General features: G+C 74.1%; 18 protein-coding genes and 1 tRNA gene. 11 read left to right on the top strand and 8 right to left on the bottom strand.

The window, feature by feature from the left end; all coding sequences use genetic code 11:
- The first annotated feature begins 4 nt into the window (after positions 1–4).
- From ACQPX6_RS00945 to ACQPX6_RS00935, 3 genes are read left to right on the top strand one after another with little or no spacing between them, the layout of a single operon-like run.
- Positions 5–1027 carry an NAD(P)-dependent alcohol dehydrogenase gene (locus ACQPX6_RS00945; protein WP_433784817.1) on the top strand — a complete coding sequence of 341 codons (1023 nt, stop codon included), beginning with the start codon at positions 5–7 and terminating at the stop codon, positions 1025–1027.
- Between the two features lie 37 nt (positions 1028–1064).
- Positions 1065–2132: an amidohydrolase family protein gene (locus tag ACQPX6_RS00940; protein ID WP_433784815.1), complete on the top strand. Its 1068-nt coding sequence runs from the start codon at positions 1065–1067 to the stop codon at positions 2130–2132.
- On the top strand, positions 2129–2836 hold the full coding sequence (locus ACQPX6_RS00935; RefSeq protein WP_433784814.1) for an iron-sulfur cluster assembly protein: 708 nt from the start codon (positions 2129–2131) through the stop codon (positions 2834–2836). The genes ACQPX6_RS00940 and ACQPX6_RS00935 overlap by 4 nt, the downstream gene beginning before the upstream one ends.
- A 145-nt stretch (positions 2837–2981) precedes the next feature.
- Here ACQPX6_RS00935 and ACQPX6_RS00930 read toward each other — a convergent pair whose 3' ends face one another.
- The 4 genes from ACQPX6_RS00930 to ACQPX6_RS00915 all read right to left on the bottom strand — a co-directional run bounded on the left by ACQPX6_RS00930 (position 2982) and on the right by ACQPX6_RS00915 (position 7151).
- The gene (locus ACQPX6_RS00930) at positions 2982–3947 is read right to left on the bottom strand and encodes a hypothetical protein (protein WP_433784813.1); all 966 of its coding nucleotides are present in this window, start codon (positions 3945–3947) and stop codon (positions 2982–2984) included.
- 235 nt (positions 3948–4182) lie between these two features.
- A complete protein-coding gene (locus tag ACQPX6_RS00925; RefSeq protein ID WP_433784812.1) occupies positions 4183–5310 on the bottom strand; it encodes a 5-methyltetrahydropteroyltriglutamate--homocysteine S-methyltransferase in 1128 nt (375 codons plus the stop codon).
- Positions 5311–5320: 10 nt separating this feature from the next.
- A complete protein-coding gene (locus ACQPX6_RS00920) occupies positions 5321–6145 on the bottom strand; it encodes an IclR family transcriptional regulator (protein ID WP_433784811.1) in 825 nt (274 codons plus the stop codon).
- A gap of 25 nt (positions 6146–6170) precedes the next feature.
- Positions 6171–7151, bottom strand: coding sequence for an aldo/keto reductase (locus ACQPX6_RS00915; protein WP_433784810.1), 981 nt, complete (start codon positions 7149–7151; stop codon positions 6171–6173).
- Positions 7152–7289: 138 nt separating this feature from the next.
- Between ACQPX6_RS00915 and ACQPX6_RS00910 the strand changes: the two genes are divergently transcribed.
- On the top strand, positions 7290–9647 hold the full coding sequence (locus tag ACQPX6_RS00910; RefSeq protein ID WP_433784809.1) for a glycoside hydrolase family 65 protein: 2358 nt from the start codon (positions 7290–7292) through the stop codon (positions 9645–9647).
- Between the two features lie 9 nt (positions 9648–9656).
- On the opposite strand, the gene ACQPX6_RS00905 is transcribed toward ACQPX6_RS00910, so the two are convergent.
- On the bottom strand, positions 9657–10049 hold the full coding sequence (locus ACQPX6_RS00905; RefSeq protein ID WP_433784807.1) for a hypothetical protein: 393 nt from the start codon (positions 10047–10049) through the stop codon (positions 9657–9659).
- Between the two features lie 135 nt (positions 10050–10184).
- Between ACQPX6_RS00905 and ACQPX6_RS00900 the strand changes: the two genes are divergently transcribed.
- Together ACQPX6_RS00900 and ACQPX6_RS00895 are read left to right on the top strand one after the other, a co-directional pair.
- The gene (locus tag ACQPX6_RS00900; protein ID WP_433784806.1) at positions 10185–11051 is read left to right on the top strand and encodes a helix-turn-helix domain-containing protein; all 867 of its coding nucleotides are present in this window, start codon (positions 10185–10187) and stop codon (positions 11049–11051) included.
- Positions 11052–11120: 69 nt separating this feature from the next.
- Entirely contained in the window at positions 11121–11480 is a 360-nt protein-coding gene (locus tag ACQPX6_RS00895; protein WP_433784805.1) for a DUF397 domain-containing protein, read from the top strand.
- On the opposite strand, the gene ACQPX6_RS00890 is transcribed toward ACQPX6_RS00895, so the two are convergent.
- Entirely contained in the window at positions 11477–12928 is a 1452-nt protein-coding gene (locus tag ACQPX6_RS00890) for a serine/threonine-protein kinase (RefSeq protein ID WP_433784804.1), read from the bottom strand. The two genes, ACQPX6_RS00895 and ACQPX6_RS00890, sit on opposite strands and share 4 nt — an antisense overlap.
- A gap of 262 nt (positions 12929–13190) precedes the next feature.
- On the opposite strand from ACQPX6_RS00890, the gene ACQPX6_RS00885 reads away from it, so the two are divergent.
- Positions 13191–13970: an antitoxin gene (locus ACQPX6_RS00885; protein ID WP_433784803.1), complete on the top strand. Its 780-nt coding sequence runs from the start codon at positions 13191–13193 to the stop codon at positions 13968–13970.
- Positions 13971–13997: 27 nt separating this feature from the next.
- Entirely contained in the window at positions 13998–14804 is an 807-nt protein-coding gene (locus ACQPX6_RS00880) for a thioesterase family protein (RefSeq protein WP_433784802.1), read from the top strand.
- Between the two features lie 2 nt (positions 14805–14806).
- Here the strand turns inward: ACQPX6_RS00880 and serS are convergent, their stop codons facing one another.
- Together serS and ACQPX6_RS00870 are read right to left on the bottom strand one after the other, a co-directional pair.
- The gene (gene serS, locus ACQPX6_RS00875; RefSeq protein WP_433784801.1) at positions 14807–16105 is read right to left on the bottom strand and encodes a serine--tRNA ligase; all 1299 of its coding nucleotides are present in this window, start codon (positions 16103–16105) and stop codon (positions 14807–14809) included.
- Between the two features lie 100 nt (positions 16106–16205).
- A tRNA-Leu gene (locus tag ACQPX6_RS00870) sits at positions 16206–16291 on the bottom strand.
- 174 nt (positions 16292–16465) lie between these two features.
- Between ACQPX6_RS00870 and ACQPX6_RS00865 the strand changes: the two genes are divergently transcribed.
- The 3 genes from ACQPX6_RS00865 (at position 16466) to ACQPX6_RS00855 (ending at position 19711) form a co-directional block, all read left to right on the top strand.
- Entirely contained in the window at positions 16466–17782 is a 1317-nt protein-coding gene (locus ACQPX6_RS00865; protein WP_433784800.1) for a DUF3662 and FHA domain-containing protein, read from the top strand.
- Positions 17783–17802: 20 nt separating this feature from the next.
- Entirely contained in the window at positions 17803–18282 is a 480-nt protein-coding gene (locus ACQPX6_RS00860; RefSeq protein ID WP_116707858.1) for an FHA domain-containing protein FhaB/FipA, read from the top strand.
- Between the two features lie 76 nt (positions 18283–18358).
- Positions 18359–19711, top strand: a complete 1353-nt coding sequence (locus tag ACQPX6_RS00855) for a protein phosphatase 2C domain-containing protein (protein WP_433784798.1) — start codon at positions 18359–18361, stop codon at positions 19709–19711.

Here is a 19711-nt window from a genome sequence, read left to right as displayed (position 1 = left end):
ACCGGTGCGAGCCGTCCGGGTACACGCCTACCACGAGCCGCCGCAGCTCGAGGAGGTGCCCGAACCGACGATCCAGGGCCCGCACGACGTCATCGTCAAGATCGGCGGCGCGGGGCTGTGCCGCACCGACCTGCACATCATCGAGGGCCAGTGGGCCGAGATCTCCGGCGTCGCACTGCCGTACACGATCGGCCACGAGAACGCGGGCTGGGTCAGCGAGGTCGGCTCGGCGGTCACCAACGTCGCCGTCGGCGACACGGTGATCCTGCACCCGACGCCCACCTGCGGGCTCTGCCACGCGTGCCGCGCGGGCGACGACATGCACTGCGCAGACTCGACGTTCCCCGGCATCGACAGCGACGGGGGGATGGCCGAGTACCTGCACACGCACGACCGGGCCTGCATCGAGCTCGAGGACGGGACGAACCCGCAGGACGTCGCCGCGCTGGCCGACGCCGGGATCACCGCGTACCACGCGGTGCGCAAGGCGATGCCGCTGCTCCACCCCGGCACCCACTGCGTCGTGGTCGGCGCCGGCGGGCTCGGGCACATCGGCATCCAGTCGCTGGCCGCGCTCACCGCCACCGAGATCACCGTGGTCGACCCGAACCCGGAGGCGCTGGAGCTCGCCGAGCAGATCGGCGCGCACCACACCGTGCTCGCCGACGGGTCGCAGGTCGACCAGGTCGCCGAGATCTCGCACGGCGGCGCGCAGGTGGTGCTCGACTTCGTCGGCGAGGGCGGGGCGGAGAAGCAGGCCCCGTCGCTGCTGCGCAACGGCGGGTCGCACTTCGTCATCGGCTACGGCGGCGCGCTGGACCTCGACACCATCCAGATCGTGTCCCGCGAGATCAACGTGATCGGCAATCTCGTCGGCACCCACAACGACCTCGCTGAGCTGATGAACCTCGCGCAGCGCGGCCTCGTCACGCTCCACACGCAGACGTATTCCCTGGACGACGTGCACACCGCGATCGCGGATCTCGAGAACGGTCGCATCCGCGGCCGCGGCATCCTCGTCCCCTAGTCATCCCTCCATCCACCACCGTTCGGGAGGACAATCCGTGTACGAGAAGAATGGCGAGAAGTACTTCGTCGTCGATTCCCACATGCACTACTGGGACGCGTCGCCGGAGAACTGGGTGCCCGGTGCGGAGCAGTACGCCAAGGGCTGGATCGAGTGCTTCCACGCGTACCAGTCGCTGGGCCCGGCCGAGACGCACCAGACCATCGAGGACTTCCAGAAGGTCTCCGAAGAGCAGCTGATGCGCGAGGTCTTCGACGAGGGCCACGTCGACGTCGCGATCTTCCAGTCGACCTACCTGCGCGAGTGGTACAAGAACGGCTTCAACACCAGCGAGCGCAACGGCGAGCTGGCGAAGAAGCACCCCGAGAAGTTCCGCGTGAACACGCGCTTCGACCCGCGTGACGGCGACGCCGGCATGCGCGAGTTCGAGGCCAACGTCGAGCGCTACCAGCCGCTGGGCGCGAAGCTCTACACCGCGGAGTGGAACGGCGACTCGCGCGGGTTCAAGCTCTCCGACCCGGAGTGCTACCGGTTCCTGGAGCGCGCGCAGGAGCTCGGGATCCGCAACATCCACGTCCACAAGGGCCCGACCATCTGGCCGCTGGACAAGGACGCGTTCGACGTCTCCGACGTCGACCACGCCGCCACCGACTTCCAGGACCTCAACTTCGTCGTGGAGCACGTCGGGCTGCCCCGCATCGAGGACTTCTGCTTCATGGCGACGCAGGAGCCCAACGTCTACGCCGGCCTCTCGGTCGTGCTCGGCGGCCTCATGCACGCCCGGCCCCGCTTCTTCGCGAAGGTCATGGGCGAGCTGCTGTTCTGGGTCGGCGAGGACAAGATGACCTTCGGCTCGGACTACAACATCTGGGAACCGAAGTGGCAGGTCGAGGGCCTCGTCGACTGGGACTACCCCGAGGGCCACGAGTACGACGACTACCCCCGCCTCGGCGTCGACGGGAAGAAGAAGATCCTCGGCCTCAACGCGGCCCGGCTCTACGACATCCCCGTGCCGGCGGAGTGCCAGCTGTCCGCGGACGCCAGCGCGCCGGCGTCGTCCGACGACGCCGAGCTGGTCGAGGACCGGGCGGTGGCGCAGGCATGACGGTGCTCTCCGACTCCCCGGCCACCTCGCTGGTGGCCGGGGTGTGGGAGGCGCTGCGGACCGTCCGCGACCCCGAGCTCGACACCGACGTGGTCTCGCTGGACTTCGTCGGGTCGTGCTCGGTGTCCGACGGTGTCGCGTCCGTCTCGCTGCGCCTGCCCACGTACTTCTGTGCCCCGAACTTCGCGTTCCTCATGGTCGCCGACGCGCACGACGCGGTGTCGGCGGTCGACGGTGTCGTGCGCGCCGAGGTCGAGCTGATCGACCACTTCGCGTCCGACGCGATCAACGCCGGCGTCGCCGCCCGGGCGGGTTTCGTGACCTCGATGGCCGGCTCGGAGGTCGGGGAGGCGGTGGACGAGCTCGACGACCTGCGCCGCAACTTCACCGAGCGCGCGCTCATGGCGGGCACCGACCTGGTCGTCCGCCCGATCGTGCGCGACGGCGCGACGCCCGAGCAGGTCGCGGCGATGACGCTGGGCGACGCGCCGCCGTCGGACGACCTCCGCCGGCTGCGGGCGAGGCGCCGGGAGCTGGGGATCCCGGATGACGACGCCGCGCCGCTCGTCGTCGACCCCACCGGCGCCACCGTGGGCGTCGAGGCCCTGCCGCTGCACCTGCGCAAGGCGCGCTCGTACCAGGTGGGCGTGGACGCGAACACCAGCATCTGCCGAGGCCAGCTCGCGGCGCGGTACGGGGTCTGAGAGCTCGTCTCGCCTCGCTCGCTCGCCGGGTCATCGCCCGCGCCCAGACCGAACGAACGGCGCTCTCGCTGCTTCCGAAGCAGCGAGAGCGCCGTTCGTTCTGCGGGGCGAGTCGCAGTCGGCCGTAGGGAGTCCTGCGAGCGGGCTATGCGGCCCGCAAGGACGGGGTGACCATGAGCAGCGGCCGAGGACGCGAGGCCGCCAGCAGGTAGTGGCTCCAGACTTCCTCGATCACCCGCTGCGGCTCGACGCGCAACAGCCGCGGGCGGTGGTGCACGACGAGGGCGCCCGCGGCGACGAAGTCGGCACGCCGGCGGGCCGTGGCGTCGTCGCCCTCCGGGTGGAACTCGAGCGAGTCGATCTCCCACGCGAGCCCGACGTCGTCGAACCACGCGTCCGGCCTCCCCAGCAGCCGGCCGTCCGGCCGACGCACGGTCGGGTTCCACAACACCGGCGGGAGGTCGCTCGTCGCGTGGAGCTCGCGGGCCCATCCCTCGGCGGCCGAGCGGATGCCGTCCTCGACCTCGACCAGGACCTCACGCACGAGACCGCTCCCGCGCTGGTTCCCGGCCTCGAGCTCGTCCCGCAATCGCTGCACGGTCGTCCGCCGGGAACCGATCACCTCCGCGACGAGGGCCCGCACCTCGTCACGGTCGGACGAGCGCCGGAGCGCATCGACGACCGCGCGTTCGAGGGGCACCACCGGGACACCGTCGCGGACGATCGGCGTCGGGAGACGCTCGGTGCGCTCGATGACGATCAGGCCCGACGACGTGAGGCGCCGGTCCTCCTCGACGAGGACGTGGATCTCGTCCGAAGCCGGGAGCCGACGCAAGCCGTGACGGCGAGCGGCCTCGACACCGGTGATCACACCGTCGGGTCGGGCGTACACGAGCGCGACGTGGACGAGCTGATCCCGGGTCGCCGGGCCGCTGTGCAACAGCGCGACCCCACGTGCGGGGCGTTGCCAGAGGCGGCGCCGGATGCGCCGGGCCACCGTGGACGAGGACAGACCGGCGGTGACGAGGTCCGCGACGGCGACGACCCGCAACGGGGCCATGACGACGAGCTCGTTCGCGGTCGGTCCCTGCCGGCGGGGTCGTCGTGGCACGGACGGAGCGTCGCGCCGCTGCGGCGTGCGACGGGAGCCCGACGTGGCGCCCTGGGGACGGCGGGCGGGGTTGGGGATGCCGGCGTGCAGCGCTCAGGCGCACGCTCGTCCGGACAGCGGACACGTCCTGGCGTTCGGTCGCCGGCCTCGAAACACGAACGGCGCTCCTGCTGCATCGGAAGCAGCGAGAGCGCCGTTCGTTCGTTCCAGGTGGGCCCGAAGGCGAGCGAGCCCCTCAGCCCCAGACGTCGTTCGCGACGGAGACGATCAGTTCGAGCTTGGCGCGCTGCTGGTCGGCGGTGAGGTCGTTGCCCTCGACCGTGGAGGAGAACCCGCACTGCGGCGACAGGCAGAGCTGCTCGATCGGCACGTACTTCGTCGCCTCCTCGATCCGGCGCTTGAGGGTGTCCGGGTCCTCGAGCTGGCCGGTCTTGGTGGTCACGAGCCCGAGCACCACCTGCTGGTCGCCGCGGGGCAGGAAGCGCAGGGGCGAGAAGTCGCCGGAGCGGGCGTCGTCGTACTCGCAGAAGAAGCCGTCGATCTCCAGGCCGCCGAACACCTTCTCGGCCACGTGGTCGTAGCCGCCCTCGGCCGCCCAGGACGAGCGGTAGTTGCCGCGGCACATGTGCGTCGTCACCCGCAGGTCCGACGGGCGGTCGCGCAGCACCTCGTTGATCGTGTCGACGTAGCGGACGTGCATGTGGTCGGCGTCCTCGCCGCGCGCCGCCATCGACTCCCGCTGGGCGGGGTCGTTGAGGTACGCCAGCGAGGTGTCGTCGAGCTGCAGGTAGCGGACGCCCTGGTCGTAGAGCCGCGAGACCTCCGACCGGTAGGCGGCCGCGAGGTCGTTCCAGAACTCGTCGGGGTCCTGGTACGGGGAGCCCTCGTGCACCGGGGCCCCGCCGAGGCGGTAGTGCAGCATCGACGGCGAGGGGATCGTCAGCTTCGGCACCGCGGTGGTGACCGTGGACGCGAGCATCGAGAACGCGTCGCCGAAGATCGTGGTCGACAGCCCGATCCGCTGGTCGATCACCAGGGACATCGCCGCGAAGGTCAGGTCGCCCGAGGCGTTGCGGAAGGCCACCTCCACCGACGAGTCCTTCGAGGAGGACACCCCGTCGAGCTGGTAGAGGAAGTCCATGTGCCACGAGTTGCGGCGCAGCTCGCCGTCGGTGGCCGCCTGCAGGCCCACCGACTCCTGCAGGGCCACGACGTCGCGGATCGCCTCGTCCTCGGCGGCGCGCAGGTCGGCGTCCGACAGGCGGCCGTCGGCGTGGTCGGCGCGCGCCTGCTTGAGGGCGGGCGGGCGCAGGAGGCTCCCGACGTGGTCGGCGCGGAACGGTGCGGTGGTCCGGGCACTCATGGCGGGGACGCTAACCCCGGCGGACCGCGCCCGGGCCCCCGTCGTCCCATCCAGTGGAAACCGGATCGCCCAGGGCGTCGGCCAGGCGCCGCGCGCCGTCGCGGACCGCGCGCTCGAGGCGGTGCCGCCGGTCACCGAGGCTGCCCGGCCCGCCCGCCGGCACGACGGGGACGCACACCGCGACGGCCCCCACCAAGGTCGGCCCGCCGGCGCCGGGCACGCGCACCGGGGCGGCCGTGGAGGCCAGGCGCGCGCGGAACTCGCCGCGGTCGGTGGCCAGGTCGCGCCGGCGCACCCCGTGCAGCTCGCGGTCGAGGGCCGCCCGGTCGGTCATCGTCCGGTAGGCGTGCGAGGGCAGGCCGTCGCGGTCGAGGACCGCTCGCCGGGCGGCGTCGCCGGCCTCGGCCAGCAGGAGCTTGCCGACCGCCGTCGCGTGCAGGGCGCCGCGCCACGTCGAGATCACCGGCACCGGGTGGTCGGCGCAGTCGTCGTGGGCGACGACCACGACGTCGTCGTCGCGGTACGCCGCGTACAGCGCGCCGGCCCCGGCGCTCGCGTGGACGTCGCGCAGGATCGCCCCGAGCCCGCGCGGCACGGGCAGCTGGGCGACGAGCCGGTCGTGCAGCGCCGGGAGCTTGGGGCCCAGCCCGAAGCCGCGCAGGGCGTCGAGCCGCACCAGGTAGCCGTCGGCGACCAGGCTCTCGAGCAGGTGGTACGTCGTCGAGAGGTTGTACTCGAGGCGGCGGGCGACGGCCTTCGCGCTGATGCCGTCGCCAGCGGCGGCGACCACCTCGAGCACCTGCAGGGCGCGGTGCACCGAGGAGAGCGCGCTCACCCCGACCACGAAACCCGAGCGGCGCTCAGGCGTCCAGTCGGGTGTCCTCCGAGGCCTGCGTGAGCGCGCCGAGCTCGTCCTCGGCGAGGGTCAGCTCGGCCATGGGCAGGATCGTCCCGAGCTGGTCGACGCTGCGGGCGCTGGCGATCGGCGCGGTGACGGTGGGCTGCGCGGCGAGCCAGGCGAGCGCGACGGCGGCCACCGGCGCCGCGTGCGCGGCCGCGACCTCGTCGAGGGCGGCGAGCACGCGCGCACCGCGGTCGTCGAGGTAGGCCATCGCCCCGCCGGCGCGCGCCGAGGCCATGGGGCCGCTGGTGTCGGGCGGGGCGTCGCCCGGGCGGTACTTGCCGGTGAGGAAGCCCTTGGCCAGCGCGAAGTAGGGCATGACGCCGAGGTCGGCCGACGACGCGACCTCGGCGAGCTCGTCCTCGTACACCGCGCGCTCGACGAGGTTGTAGTGCGGCTGCAGCGCCACCGGCCGCGCGAGGCCGTGCTGCTCGGCCACGGTGAGCACGGAGGTCAGCCGCTCCGCCGAGTAGTTCGACAGGCCGACGTGGCGGATCTTCCCCGCGCGCACCAGCTCGTCGAACCCGCCGAGCGTGTCCTCGACCGGCACGTCCGGGTCGTCGCGGTGGGCGTAGTAGAGGTCGATGTGGTCGGTGCGCAGGCGTCGCAGCGAGTCGTCGCACGCCGCCCGCAGGTTGTCCGGCGAGAGCCCGGGGCGCTCGGGCCACGAGCCGACCTTGGTGGCGACCACCATGCGGTTTCGCGACCCGCGCGCGGCCATCCAGTCGCCCAGCACGCGCTCGGAGTCGCCGCCGGAGTTGCCCGCCACCCGCCACGTGTAGGAGTCGGCGGTGTCGACGAAGTCGCCGCCCGCGGCCGCGTAGGCGTCGAGCACGGCGAAGGAGGTCTCGGCGTCGGCGGTCCAGCCGAAGACGTTGCCGCCCAGGCACAGCGGGTGGACGTCGAGCTCGGTGCGGGGGATGCGGACGCGTGCGGCCATGGACCCACCGTAGGCACGCGCGCCTCTCGCCACCGGGGGAGGCCGATACGCTCCCGCCGTCCTCCGCGGGAGATCGCCGACGCACCGCGGACCCGAGGGCGCCGGTGTCCGCGCGTCCTCCCGTGACGAGGAGCGCCCGTGATCAGCAACGCCTTCCGCGTGGATCCCTGGACGGTGCACGAGCCGCGCGTCGACCTCGACGCCCTGCCCCAGACCGAGTCGCTGTTCGCGCTGGCCAACGGCCACGTCGGCATGCGCGGCAACCTCGACGAGGGGGAGCCGCACGCGATGCCCGGGACGTACCTGAACTCGTTCTTCGAGTCCCGGCCGCTGCCGCACGCCGAGGGCGGGTTCGGCTACCCCGACGAGGGCCAGACGCTGGTCAACGTCCCCAACGGCAAGCTCATCCGCGTCCTCGTCGACGACGAGCCGCTCGACGTGCGCTACGGCCAGCTGCTCGAGCACCACCGCACGCTGGACCTGCGCGCGGGGACGCTGACCCGCCACGTCGACTGGGTCTCGCCGAACGGCCAGCGGGTGACGGTGACCTCGCAGCGACTCGTCTCGTTCTCGCAGCGCTCGGTGGCGGCGATCTCCTACGAGGTCGCGGTGCCCGAGGACGCAGGCTCGTCGGCGCTGCTCGTGATCCAGTCCGAGCTCTTCGCCAACGAGCAGATGCCCGTCATCGAGGGCGACCCGCGGGTCGCGGCGGCCCTGCAGAACGTGCTGGTCCCCGAGCACCACTCGAACTCCAGCCACGGCGCGCGCATGACCCACCAGACGCGGCGGTCCGAGCTGCGGGTCGGCGCCGCGATGGAGCACCAGGTGTTCGGGCCGGACGACGCCCAGGTCACCAGCTCGTGCTCCAACAACGTCGGGCGCACCACGGTGATCACCCGGCTCGAGCCCGGCCAGAGCCTGCGCGTCGTCAAGTACATGGCCTACGGGTGGTCGAGCCAGCGCTCCCAGCCCGCGATCGTCGACCAGGTCGAGGCCGCGCTCGACGCCTCGGTGTACACCGGCTGGGACGGCCTGCTCGCCGCGCAGCGCGAGTACCTCGACGGGTTCTGGTCCACGGCCGACCTCGAGATCGACGGCGACCCGCGGCTGCAGCAGGCGCTGCGGTGGTGCCTGTTCCAGGTGCTGCAGGCCGGCGCCCGCGCCGAGAAGCGCGCCATCGGTGCGAAGGGGCTCACCGGCCAGGGCTACGACGGCCACTCGTTCTGGGACGGCGAGACCTTCGTGCTGCCGGTGTTCATGTACACCCAGCCCCGCGCCGCCGCGGACGCGCTGCGCTGGCGGCACTCGACCCTCGACCTGGCCTACGCGCACGCCGAGCACCTCGGCCTCGCGGGCGCCGCGTTCGCCTGGCGCACGATCCGCGGCGAGGAGTGCTCGGGCTACTGGCCCGCGGGCACCGCGGCGTTCCACGTCAACGCCGACATCGCCGACGCCGTCATGCGCTACGTCGCGGCCACCGACGACAAGGAGTTCGAGCGCGAGGTCGGCGTCGACCTGCTCGTCGCCACCGCGCGGCTGTGGCGCTCGCTGGGCCACCACGACAGCGACAGCGCGTTCCGCATCGACGGCGTCACCGGCCCCGACGAGTACTCCGCGGTGGCCGACAACAACGTCTACACCAACCTCATGGCGCAGAAGAACCTGCGCGGCGCCGCCGACGCGGCCGTGCGCTGGCCGCGCGAGGCCGAGCGGCTGCACGTCAGCCCCGAGGAGATCGCGAGCTGGCGCTCGGCGGCGTCGGCGATGGTGATCCCGTACGACGAGGCCCTCGGCGTGCACCAGCAGAGCGAGGGCTTCACCCGCCACGCCGTCTGGGACTTCGACCACACGCCCGAGGAGAACTACCCGCTGCTGCTCAACTACCCGTACTTCGACCTGTACCGCAAGCAGGTCGTCAAGCAGCCCGACCTCGTGCTGGCCATGGTCCAGTGCCCCGACGCGTTCACCCCGCAGCAGAAGTACGACAACTTCGTCTACTACGAGCGCATCACCGTGCGGGACTCCTCGCTGTCCCCGGGCACGCTCGCGGTGATGGCCGCCGAGACCGGCCACCTCGACCTCGCCTACGACTACCTCTGCGAGTCCGCGCAGATGGACCTCGCCGACCTCGAACACAACGTGCGCGACGGCGTGCACCTCGCCGCGCTCGGCAGCGCGTGGACGGCCGTGGTCATGGGCCTCGGGGGCATGCGCACCCACGACGGCACGCTGACCTTCGCGCCCCGGCTGCCCGAGGCGCTCTCGGGGCTGCGCTTCCGCGTGCAGTGGCGGGGGCGCTCACTGCACCTCGCGGTGTCGGGCACCGAGGTCACCTACACCCTCGAGCACGGCGACGACCTGGCGCTGCGCCACCACGACGAGGACCTCAAGGTGTCGGTCGACGAGCCGGTGACCCTCGCCGTCCCGCCCGCGCCGCACGTCGGCGAGGTCGAGCAGCCGCCCGGGCGTGCCCCGCTCTTCCGGAGGCACTCCTAGTCGCCGGGGTCACCAGCGGGAGGCCACCGGGACCAGGCGGTGGCGCCGGTGCTCGCCGCACACCCCGAGCGCGCGCCAGGGCAGCGGCGGGCCCGGCGCCTGGTAGCGGGTGCGGGCGGGGTGCCACAGGCCGTCGGCGCCGCGGTCCCAGCGCGCGACGCCGGGCACCTGGCCGAGCACCGTCACCGAGGTGACGTCGCCGGGCTCGGCGTCGACCGCGACGTCGTAGCCCTCACCGCCGGCCGGGAGCCCGCAGCGGCAGTGCGAGAGCGTCGCGCGGTGCCCGGTCGCGGTGGTGGTCAACGTGCCGCAGGCGGGCTCCGGCGGGAGGACCCACGGCCCGTCGGCGGGGGGCGCGGGCGGCGGTCCGCCGACGGCTTCCACGGATCGCTCGAACGCCATCGCGGCCCTCCGGGGACACCCACCTCGTTACATGTAGGGCAGAGAGTAGTTCACCGGTTCGTGGCGCGGCAGCTGGCTACCCTGTGTCGACCGGCGCCGACCGGCGGTGCCGCGGGCTGGCGGAGGAACCGGCGGGTGGACCGCAGCGCACCCGAGAGGAACGACCCGAGCGCCCTGCGCTGGCTGATCGGGCACGAACTGCGTGCCGCCCGCGAGCACGCCGGCCACACGCAGAGCGCCGCCGCCCGCGTCCTCGACTGCACCCATGCGAAGATCAATTATCTCGAGCAGGGGAAGAACCAGCAGCGCCCGGACGAGGTCGTGCGGCTGCTGCGCTCCTACGGCGCCGACCCCGCCGACGTCGACCGCCTCTCGTCCCTGGCCTCGGCCGCCGACCGCGGCACCTGGTGGGCGCCGTTCGCCGACGTCGTGCCCGACTGGCTGCGCACCTTCGTCGGGCTCGAGGGGCTCGCGTCGGCGTCGTTCGCCTACGAGCCGCTGCTGCTGCACGGGCTGCTGCAGACCCGCGCCTACGCGACCGCGCTGCTGGCGGACGCGCTGCGCGTCCGGGTGGTCGACGTCGAGCGGGTGGTCGCGCTGCGCCTCGCCCGCCAGCAGCGCCTGCACGACCCCGTCCGCCCGCTGCACTACGAGGCGGTCATCGAGGAGACGATCCTCGACCGCCTCGTCGGCGGCCCGGCGGTGATGGCCGAGCAGATGGACCACCTGCTCGCCCTCTCGGCCCTCGACACCATCAGCATCCGGGTGATGCCGCTCGCCGTCGCGGTGCACGACGGACTCGACGGCGAGTTCACGCTGCTCGATTTCGACGCTGCGCGATCGATCGGTTACGTGGAGTTCCAGGACGGGGCCGTCTACGTCCAGGATCCCGACCGGATTGGCGGATACCGCACGGCCGCTGCCAGACTCCGCGACGCGGCGCTGCCGGAGGACACCTCCCGGGAGGTGATCCGTGCCCGGAGGGCGGCGCTGGGCCGGTGACGCGCCCGCGCCGCGCCTCCCCGGCGCCGCGCGCGTCCCTCCGCTCCCCCGGTGCAAGGAGACACGGCCATGGCCGACGGCACGACCCCTCACCCGACCCGTGGATGGCGGACCTCCAGCTTCAGCTCCAACGGGGCGAGCTGCGTCGAGGTCCTCGAGGCCGACGGCGCGACGTACCTGCGCGACACGAAGGAGCACGGCCAGGGGCCGGTCGTGCACCTCGACGGCCCGGCGTGGTCGGCGTTCCTCGACGAGGTCGCCCGCGACGCCGCGTCCGCGAACGGCGCGGTGGAGGTCACCGCCCGGCCGGACGGCGGGCGCACGGTGGTCGAGACGTCCTCGGGCGCGGAGCTGGCCTTCCGCGCCGACGAGTGGGCGGCGTTCCGCGACGGCGTGGTCGCCGGGGAGTTCTCGCCCGGGGCGGCCTAGGGCCCGCGGCGGGTCAGTCCGCCACCCTCGCCGCCCGCACCACCGGCACCGCCGGCGTCGCCGTCATCCCCGCCACCGCCGGGCAGCGGCACGACGGCCGTGGTGGTCGTGGTGGTCGGCTCGACCGGGCGCTGCGTGGTCAGCGGCGGCGGTGCGACGGTGGTGGTCGGGGGCGGCGTCGTCGTGCGCCGCGTGGTGCGGGTCGTCGTCTCCTCGGGCGTCGTGGTCGTGCTCGACGTGCTGAGGACCGGCGGGAGGACCGGCGGCGCGGCCGGCGCGGGCTCCTCGTTGTTCGACAGCAGCAGGTAGCCGCCGATGCCGCCGAGCAGCAGCAGGGCCAGGAGGGCGAGCACCGCGGCCGTGCGCCGGCTCCGGCGCGGCTCCGCGGCGGGGGGGCCGTCCGGCTCGCCGCCGACCAGGGCCGTGGCGTCGCCGTACCCGGTGCCGTACGCCGCGGCGCCCGCGGGGCCGTAGCCGCCGGGCGGCGTCCCCAGGGCCCGGGTCGCCCCCGCGGCCGTCGCGCCCATCGGCGCGTACGCGGTGGGCCCGGTGCCGGGCGGGCCCATGGCCGTCGTGCGCATCGCGCCGCTGCCGGTGACCGGGGCGGGCGCGAGCACGGTCTGCGCGTCCATGCCGCTCTCGCGGGCGATCATCCGCAGCTCGCCGACCACCTGCTCGGTGGTCGGGCGCTCCATCGGCTCGTCGAGCGTCATCCCGGCGAGCAGCCCCGCGAGCGGGCCGGGGAGGTCCGGCGGGATCTCCGGGGCGCGGTGCAGGCGGGCGACGGCGGCCTCGAGGGCGTTGCCCGGGTACTCGCGGCGCGCGGTGATGCACTCGAGCAGGACCAGGCCCAGCGCGTAGACGTCGGACGCGGGCCCCACCTGCTGGCCGCGCACCTGCTCGGGCGAGAGGTACGACGCGGTGCCGATGACCATGCCGGTGGCCGTGATGTTGGTGGCGTCGGCGAGGACGGCGATGCCGAAGTCCGACAGGTGGGGGCGCCCGTCGGTGTCGAGCAGGACGTTGCCGGGCTTGATGTCTCGGTGCACGACGCCGTGGCGGTGCACGTAGGTCAGCGCGTCGGCCAGCGCCGCGCCGAGGGCGACGACGTCGCCGAGGGCGAGCGGGCCGCTGCGGATGCGGTCCGCCAGCGACTCGCCCTCGATGAGCTGCATGACGAAGTAGGCGCGGTCGCGCTCCTGGCCGACGTCGTAGATCGTCACCAGGCCCGGGTGGTTCATCCCGGCCAGCGTCTGGACCTCGCGCTGCCGGCGGGACTCGTCGGCCTCGCCGACGCCCGCCGGGAACAGCTTCACCGCGACGTCGCGCCCGAGGAGCTCGTCGCGCGCCCGGAACACCTCGGCCGCGCCACCACGGCCGATGAGGTCGCCGAGGGTGTAGCGCCCGCCGCCCACGGTGGGCGGCGGGCCCGCCTCCGTCGAACTCACGCCCGCGCGCCTCCTCGATCCCCGTGCTCCGGGCGGGGCCTGCCGGCCCCGCTCCGTGTCCGTCGTCCCGTCGTGTCCGTTCCGTGCGCGCCCGTTCCGGACCCGGGCCCGCGCGTCCATCGTGCCTGGCCGTCCGGCACGCCCGACGGCCACCCTGCCGCAGACCGCCCCCGCGGCGACACCGTCACGGCCATCGATCGGGTGTGGGCCCGGTCGCCGCCCGGGTACCGTCCAAGCCCGGACCCCGGTGGGTGGAGGACCCGTGACTCGCGACGACTACGCCAAGCAGGGCAAGCAGTTCATCTCCGACCTGCGCGACACCGTCGGCAAGAAGGTCGCCGACAACGAGCAGGGCATCCGCGGCGGCCTGGGCAAGGCCGCGCGCTGGGTCGACCAGAAGACCGGGGGCAAGTACTCCGAGCAGATCGGTCGCGCCGAGGCGAAGGCCGGCGAGGGCGTCGGGAAGGTCGCCCGCCCGGGCGGACCCGAGACCGGCGGCCCGCAGGCCCCGGGCGCCCAGGCCGGCCCGGGCACCGAGCCGGTGACCCCGCCGTCGGGCACCCCGGCACCCGGCAACCCGGGCGGTCCCGACGGCCCCGGCGGCTACGGCCCGCCCCCCGGCGGTCCGCAGGCCGCGGGTGGCTACGGCGACCCCGACGCCCCGGACGTCCCCGGTGCACCCGGCGGCTACGGCGCCCCGGGTGCTCCCGGTGGGTACGGCGCCCCGGACGCCCCGGGCGGCTACGGCGGCCTCGGCGGCCCCCAGGCCTCCGGCGGCTACGGCCCGCCCGGGACCGGCGCTCCCGGCGGCTACGGCGCGCCCGGCGGTCCCGGTGTCCCCGGCGACCCCGCGGAACCGGCAGGCGGCGCCCCCGGCGTCGGGGCGTCCGAGGACGTCACCGGCCCGGTCGGCCCCCCGACCGGCGCCCGGTCCGGCGAGGGGCGGCCGGGTGAGCCCGAGGAGCGGTCCACCCGGCCGATCCGTCCCACCGCGCCGCCCCGCGACGACGCCGCCGACTGGCCGCGCCCGCCGCAGTCGTGACCGCCCCCTCGAGCCCCGGCGCCGCGCGTGGCTGAGTTCGAGAAGGCCACCCGCCCCGAGCCCGAGGAGGAGGGCCGGTGGTCGGTGCTCCTCGACGAGCAGTGGTGCATCGGGCCCAAGCTGCACGGCGGCTACCTGCTCGCGGTGATGGCGCGCGCCGCCCGCGAGACCGCCGTCGTGCAGCGGCCCGAGCACACCTGCCCGCAGGCGCTCACCGGCACGTTCCTGCGCGCGCCCGAGCCCGGCCCGGCCTCGCTGCAGGTCACCGTGCTGCGCACCGGGCGGGGCGCCACGCAACTGCGCGTGCACCTCGACCAGGGCGGGCCCTGCGTCGAGGCGGCGTGCGTGCTGGGCCCGCCGGCCGACCCCTCGCCCGACGACCACGAGCCGCCCCCGCCGGAGCTCACGCCGCGCGAGCAGTGCCCCCGCAGCCCGTCGACCAGCGAGGACGGGCGGGGGGCGCTGCCGCTCATGGACGTCGTCGACACCCGGCTCGACCCGCGCACCACCGGCTTCCTGCGCGGGACGCCGTCGGGCGAGGGCCGCATCTCCGGCTGGGTCGCGCTCGACACCGGCGAGCCCTGGACCACCGAGGGGCTCCTCGTCGCCCTCGACGTCCTGCCGCCCGCGACGTTCGACATGGGGCTGGTGGGCTGGTCGCCGACGATGTCGCTCTCGGCGCACGTCGTCGCCGCACCGGCGCCCGGGCCGCTGCGCGTGACGCAGTGGGTCGAGCACGCCGGCGCCGACCGCATGCACGAGACCTGCCGGGTCTGGGACCCGGCGGGCCGGCTGGTCGGCCACGCCCACCAGCTCGCGGCGATCCGGCGGTAGAGCTACTCCGTCGAGCCGTCGGGCAGCAGCCGCCGGAAGCCCGCGTGGGGCACGAGCACCTCGGGCAGCGTCACCGAGCCGTCCTCGGCCTGGCACTGCTCGAGGATCGCGGCCATGGTCCGCCCGATCGGGAGACCCGAGCCGTTGAGCGTGGCGACCTGGCCGCGCCCGCCCCGGGCGTCCTTGCTGCGGATCCCCGAACGGCGCGCCTGGAAGGTGCCGCAGTCCGAGCACGACGAGATCTCGCGGTAGGTGCCCTGGCTCGGCAGCCAGACCTCGATGTCGTAGGTGAGCTGGGCGTTGAAGCCCATGTCGCCGGCCGCCAGGCGCACCACCCGGTACGCCAGGCCCAGCTCCTGGAGGCACGTCTCGGCGTGGCCCAGCATCAGCTCGAGCTCGGCCGGGGAGTCCTCGGCGGCGCACACCCGCACGAGCTCGACCTTCGAGAACTGGTGCAGCCGCAGGATGCCGCGGGTGTCACGGCCGTAGGAGCCCGCCTCGGACCGGAAGCACGGCGTCCACGAGGTGTAGGCGCGCGGCAGGGTCTCGGTCTCGAGGATCTCGCCGGCGTGCAGCGCGGTGAGCGGCACCTCGGCGGTGGGGATCAGCCAGAGGTCGCGGTCGCCGGTGCCGGTGCGGAACAGGTCCTCGGCGAACTTCGGCAGCTGGCCCGTGCCCGTCATCGTCTCGCCGGTGACGAGGTAGGGCACCGAGAACTCGGTGTAGCCGTGCCGTCCGGTGTGCAGCGCCAGGAAGAAGGACGCGATCGCCCGCTCGAGCGTCGCGCCCGGCCCGCGCGCGACGCTGAAGCGCGCGCCGGAGAGCTTGGCGGCCCGGCCGAAGTCGAGGATGCCCGTGGCCTCGCCGATCTCGACGTGGTCGCGCGGGGTGAAGCCGAAGGCCGGCGGGTCGCCGACCCGGCGGACCTCGACGGCGTCGGCGTCCGAGTCGCCGTCGGGCGCGTCGGCGGACGGGAGGTTCGGGATCGACAGCAGCAGGTCGCGCAGCGCGGCCTCGGCGGCCTCGACCTCGTCCTCCGCCCGGCGGATCTGCTCCTTGAGCTCGCGGGCGCGGTCCTTGAGCGCGTCCACGTCCGCCGACGGCGACCCACCCTTGGCGGCCTTGCCGACCTCGGCCGCCGCGCGCTTGGACTCCGCCCGCAGCTCGTCCACCCGCCCGATCGCCGCGGCGCGCCGCGACGACAGCGCCTCCAGGCCGGCCAGGTCGAGCGCGTAGCCGCGACGGGCGAGGCGGCGCACCGCCTCGTCCCCCAGCTCGAGCAGGAGCCGTGCGTCGTGCATCCGGGGTCGGTGTCCTCTCTGGCGACGGGCCGGTCGGAGCGCCCGCGCAGCGACCGGGACGACGAAGGCCCCGGTCGTCACCCGACCGGGGCCTTCGTGGTGGTGGGCGAGGGGGGAGTTGAACCCCCACATCCTTTCGGATACACGGACCTGAACCGTGCGCGTCTGCCATTCCGCCACTCGCCCGGAGTGAGCTGGCGAGGACGCTAGCACGGGCTCGAGAGGCCTTCCCGAAGGAGGTCCGCACCCGCGGGAGGGGGACCGATACCATCGATGACGCCCCTGTGGTGTGGCGACACCCCGCACCGGGCAGCAGTGACCAGGGACGGCCGAACCGGCTACCGGACAGGAGGGATCGCGGTGGGGCGCGCACAGCGCTTCGAGCGGAAGCTCGAAGGTCTGGTGGGTGACGCCTTCGCACGTGTGTTCGGCGGCAAGGTCGTCCCGCAGGAGATCGCACAGGGCCTTCGCCGCGAGGCGGAGGACGGCGTGCGAGAGTTGGCAGGTGGACGCCGCCTGGCGCCCAACCAGTACACGGTGGTGCTCAGTCCCGCGGACCACGAACGCCTGGCCGGCGACGAGGAGACCATCACCCACTCGCTGATCGATGTCGTGGAGGAACACCTCACCGAGGGCGGGTGGGAAACATACGGTGAGGTCGTAGTCTCTCTGGAGCGTTCCGACGCGCTGCACACGGGACAGTTCCGCACCAGGTCGTCCGTTGACCCCGACGCGTCGCGGCGACGGGCCGCGAGCCCCCGATCCGCAGGAGAACACCCCATGAGTCAGGCACCCGGCCGCTACCCGGACGACCAGCAGGGTCGCGACGGCAACTACGGCCAGCAGGGCGGCTACCCCCAGCAGCCCGGGTACGACCAGTACGGCCAGCCGCAGCAGGGCTACCCCCAGCAGGGGTACGACCAGTACGGCCAGCCGCAGGGCTACCCGCAGCAGGGCGGCTACCCGCAGCAGGGCGGCTACGACCAGTACGCCCAGCAGGGTGGCTACCCGCAGCAGGGCTACGGCCAGCAGGGCGGCTACGACCAGTACGGCCAGCAGCAGGGCTACGGCCAGCAGCCCGGCTACGACCAGTACGGGCAGCCCCAGCAGGGCTACGGCCAGCAGGGCTACGACCAGTACGGCCAGCAGCAGGGCTACGGCCAGCAGGGCTACGGCCAGCAGCCCGGCTACGACCAGTACGGGCAGCCCCAGCAGGGCTACGGCCAGCAGGGCTACGACCAGTACGGCCAGCAGCAGGGCTACGGCCAGCAGCAGGGCTACGGCGGCCAGTACGGGCAGGGTGGCTACGACCCCTACGCCCAGCAGGGCGGCTACGACCAGTACGGGCAGCAGGGCGGCGGCTACGGCGGCGGCGTGCAGACCCGGCAGCTGACCGCGTCGCTGACCCTGGACGACGGCTCGAACCGCTCGTACCAGCTGGTCAACGGCTCGAACGTCATCGGCCGCGGGCAGGACGCCCAGTTCCGCCTCGCCGACACCGGCGTCTCGCGTCGCCACCTCGAGGTCAACTGGGACGGCCAGCAGGCCACCCTGTCCGACCTGGGGTCGACCAACGGCACCACCGTCAACGGCACGCCCGTGCAGACCTGGCAGCTCGCCGACGGCGACACCATCCGGGTCGGGCACTCCGCGCTGCTCTTCCGCGCACAGGGCTGACGGCCCGAAGGCCCGACGGCGTGCCCGAACTCGTCCTCCAGATCACGAGGGCCGGCTTCCTGGCCCTCCTGTGGCTGTTCGTCCTCGCCGCGTTGCGGGTCGTGCGCAGCGACCTCTACGCGGCCTCGGGTCTGCGGGCCGCGGCGCCCGGCGGACGACGTCCCCCCCGCGGGGGCACGTCCAAGCCGGCCCGCGGCGGCGGGCGCTCGGGGCCCCGTGCCCTGATCGTCACCGCCGGTGCCCTCGCCGGCACGCGCATCGCCCTGGACGGCCGGCCGATCATGATCGGCCGGGCGGACGACTCCACGCTGGTGCTCGACGACGACTACGCCTCGACCCGCCACGCCCGGATCTCCCAGTCCGGCGACGACTGGTACGTCGAGGACCTCGGGTCGACGAACGGCACCTACCTCGACCGCAACAAGGTGTCCGGACCCACGCGGGTCCCGATCGGTACGCCGATCCGCATCGGCAAGACGGTCATCGAGCTGCGGTCATGACGCCCCACCCGGCACCCGCGTCCGGCACCCGGACCCGGGTGTCGCCGCCCCATCCCCTCCCGTGCAGGATCGACCCGTGACCCTGGTGCTGCGCTACTCCGCTCGCAGTGACCGGGGCCTGGTACGGCAGAACAACCAGGACTCGGTCTACGCGGGCCCGCGCCTGCTCGCCCTCGCCGACGGCATGGGCGGGCACGCGGCCGGCGAGGTGGCCTCCAAGCTGGTGATCGCCGCGCTCGTGCCGCTCGACGACGACGAGCCCGGCGACGACCTCCTGGGCGAGCTCGCCGAGGCCACCGGCCAGGGCAACGACGCGATCACCGAGCTCGTGGCCGAGGAGCCCGACCTCGACGGGATGGGCACGACGCTGACGGCCGTGCTGTTCGCGGGCAGCCGCCTCGGCATGGTCCACGTCGGCGACTCGCGGGCCTACCTCTTCCGCGACGGCGTGCTGACCCAGATCACGCGCGACGACACGTTCGTGCAGTCGCTGATCGACGAGGGCCGGATCACCGAGGACGAGGCGGCCAGCCACCCGCAGCGATCCCTGCTGCTGCGTGCCCTCACCGGCCACGACGTCGAGCCCGCCCTCACCGTGCGCGAGGCCCGGTCCGGCGACCGCTACATGCTGTGCTCCGACGGGCTGTCCGGCGTCGTCAGCGCCGAGACGATCGCCGACGCGCTGACGATCCCCGACACGCAGGACTGCGCGGACCGGCTCATCGAGCTCGCCCTCAAGGGCGGCGGGCCGGACAACGTCACCTGCATCGTCGCCGACGTCGTCGACGTCGACTACGGCGAGCACGACCCCATCTACGGCGGCGCCGCGGGCGACGGCCGCGCCGACCCCCCGCCCGGCGACTCCGCCGCGGCGCGCGCCTCCGCCGCGACGATGACCCGCCGCGAGCCCGAGCCGCGCCCCGCGCCGGCCACCTCCGAGCCCGCGCGCGGCCGCCCGCAGCGCGGCCGGCTGCGCCTGGCGCTCGCCGCGCTGACGGTCGTCGCCATCGCGGCGATCGGCGTCATCGCCGCCAAGGTCTACATCGACAGCCAGTACTACGTGGCGGCCGAGGGCGACCACGTCGCGGTCTACCAGGGCGTGCCCGGCTCGTTCCTCGGCGTGCCGCTGCAGGAGGTCGTCGGGGAGCCCGGTCCGCGCCTCGTGGACCTCACGCCCGTGGCCCGCAACCGGCTCGCCGGCGAGGGCATCCCCGCCGAGGACCTCGCGGGCGCCGAGGGCACGGTCCAGCGGCTGACGCAGGAGCAGATGCTCCCGCCCTGCCCGGCTCCGCAGCCCGTCGCGTCCCCGGCGCCGACGCCCGTCGTGCCCGTGGACCCGGCCAACCCGCAGCAGCAGCCGCCCCCGGCCGCCAGCACCCCCACGGTCGCCGCGCCGGTCCCGGGCCGGGACTGCCGCCAGGTGCCGTAG

The organism is Actinomycetospora sp. CA-101289 (assembly GCF_050955895.1).
Taxonomy (GTDB): Bacteria; Actinomycetota; Actinomycetes; order Mycobacteriales; family Pseudonocardiaceae; genus Actinomycetospora.
This window is presented reverse-complemented; position numbering and strand designations above follow the sequence as displayed.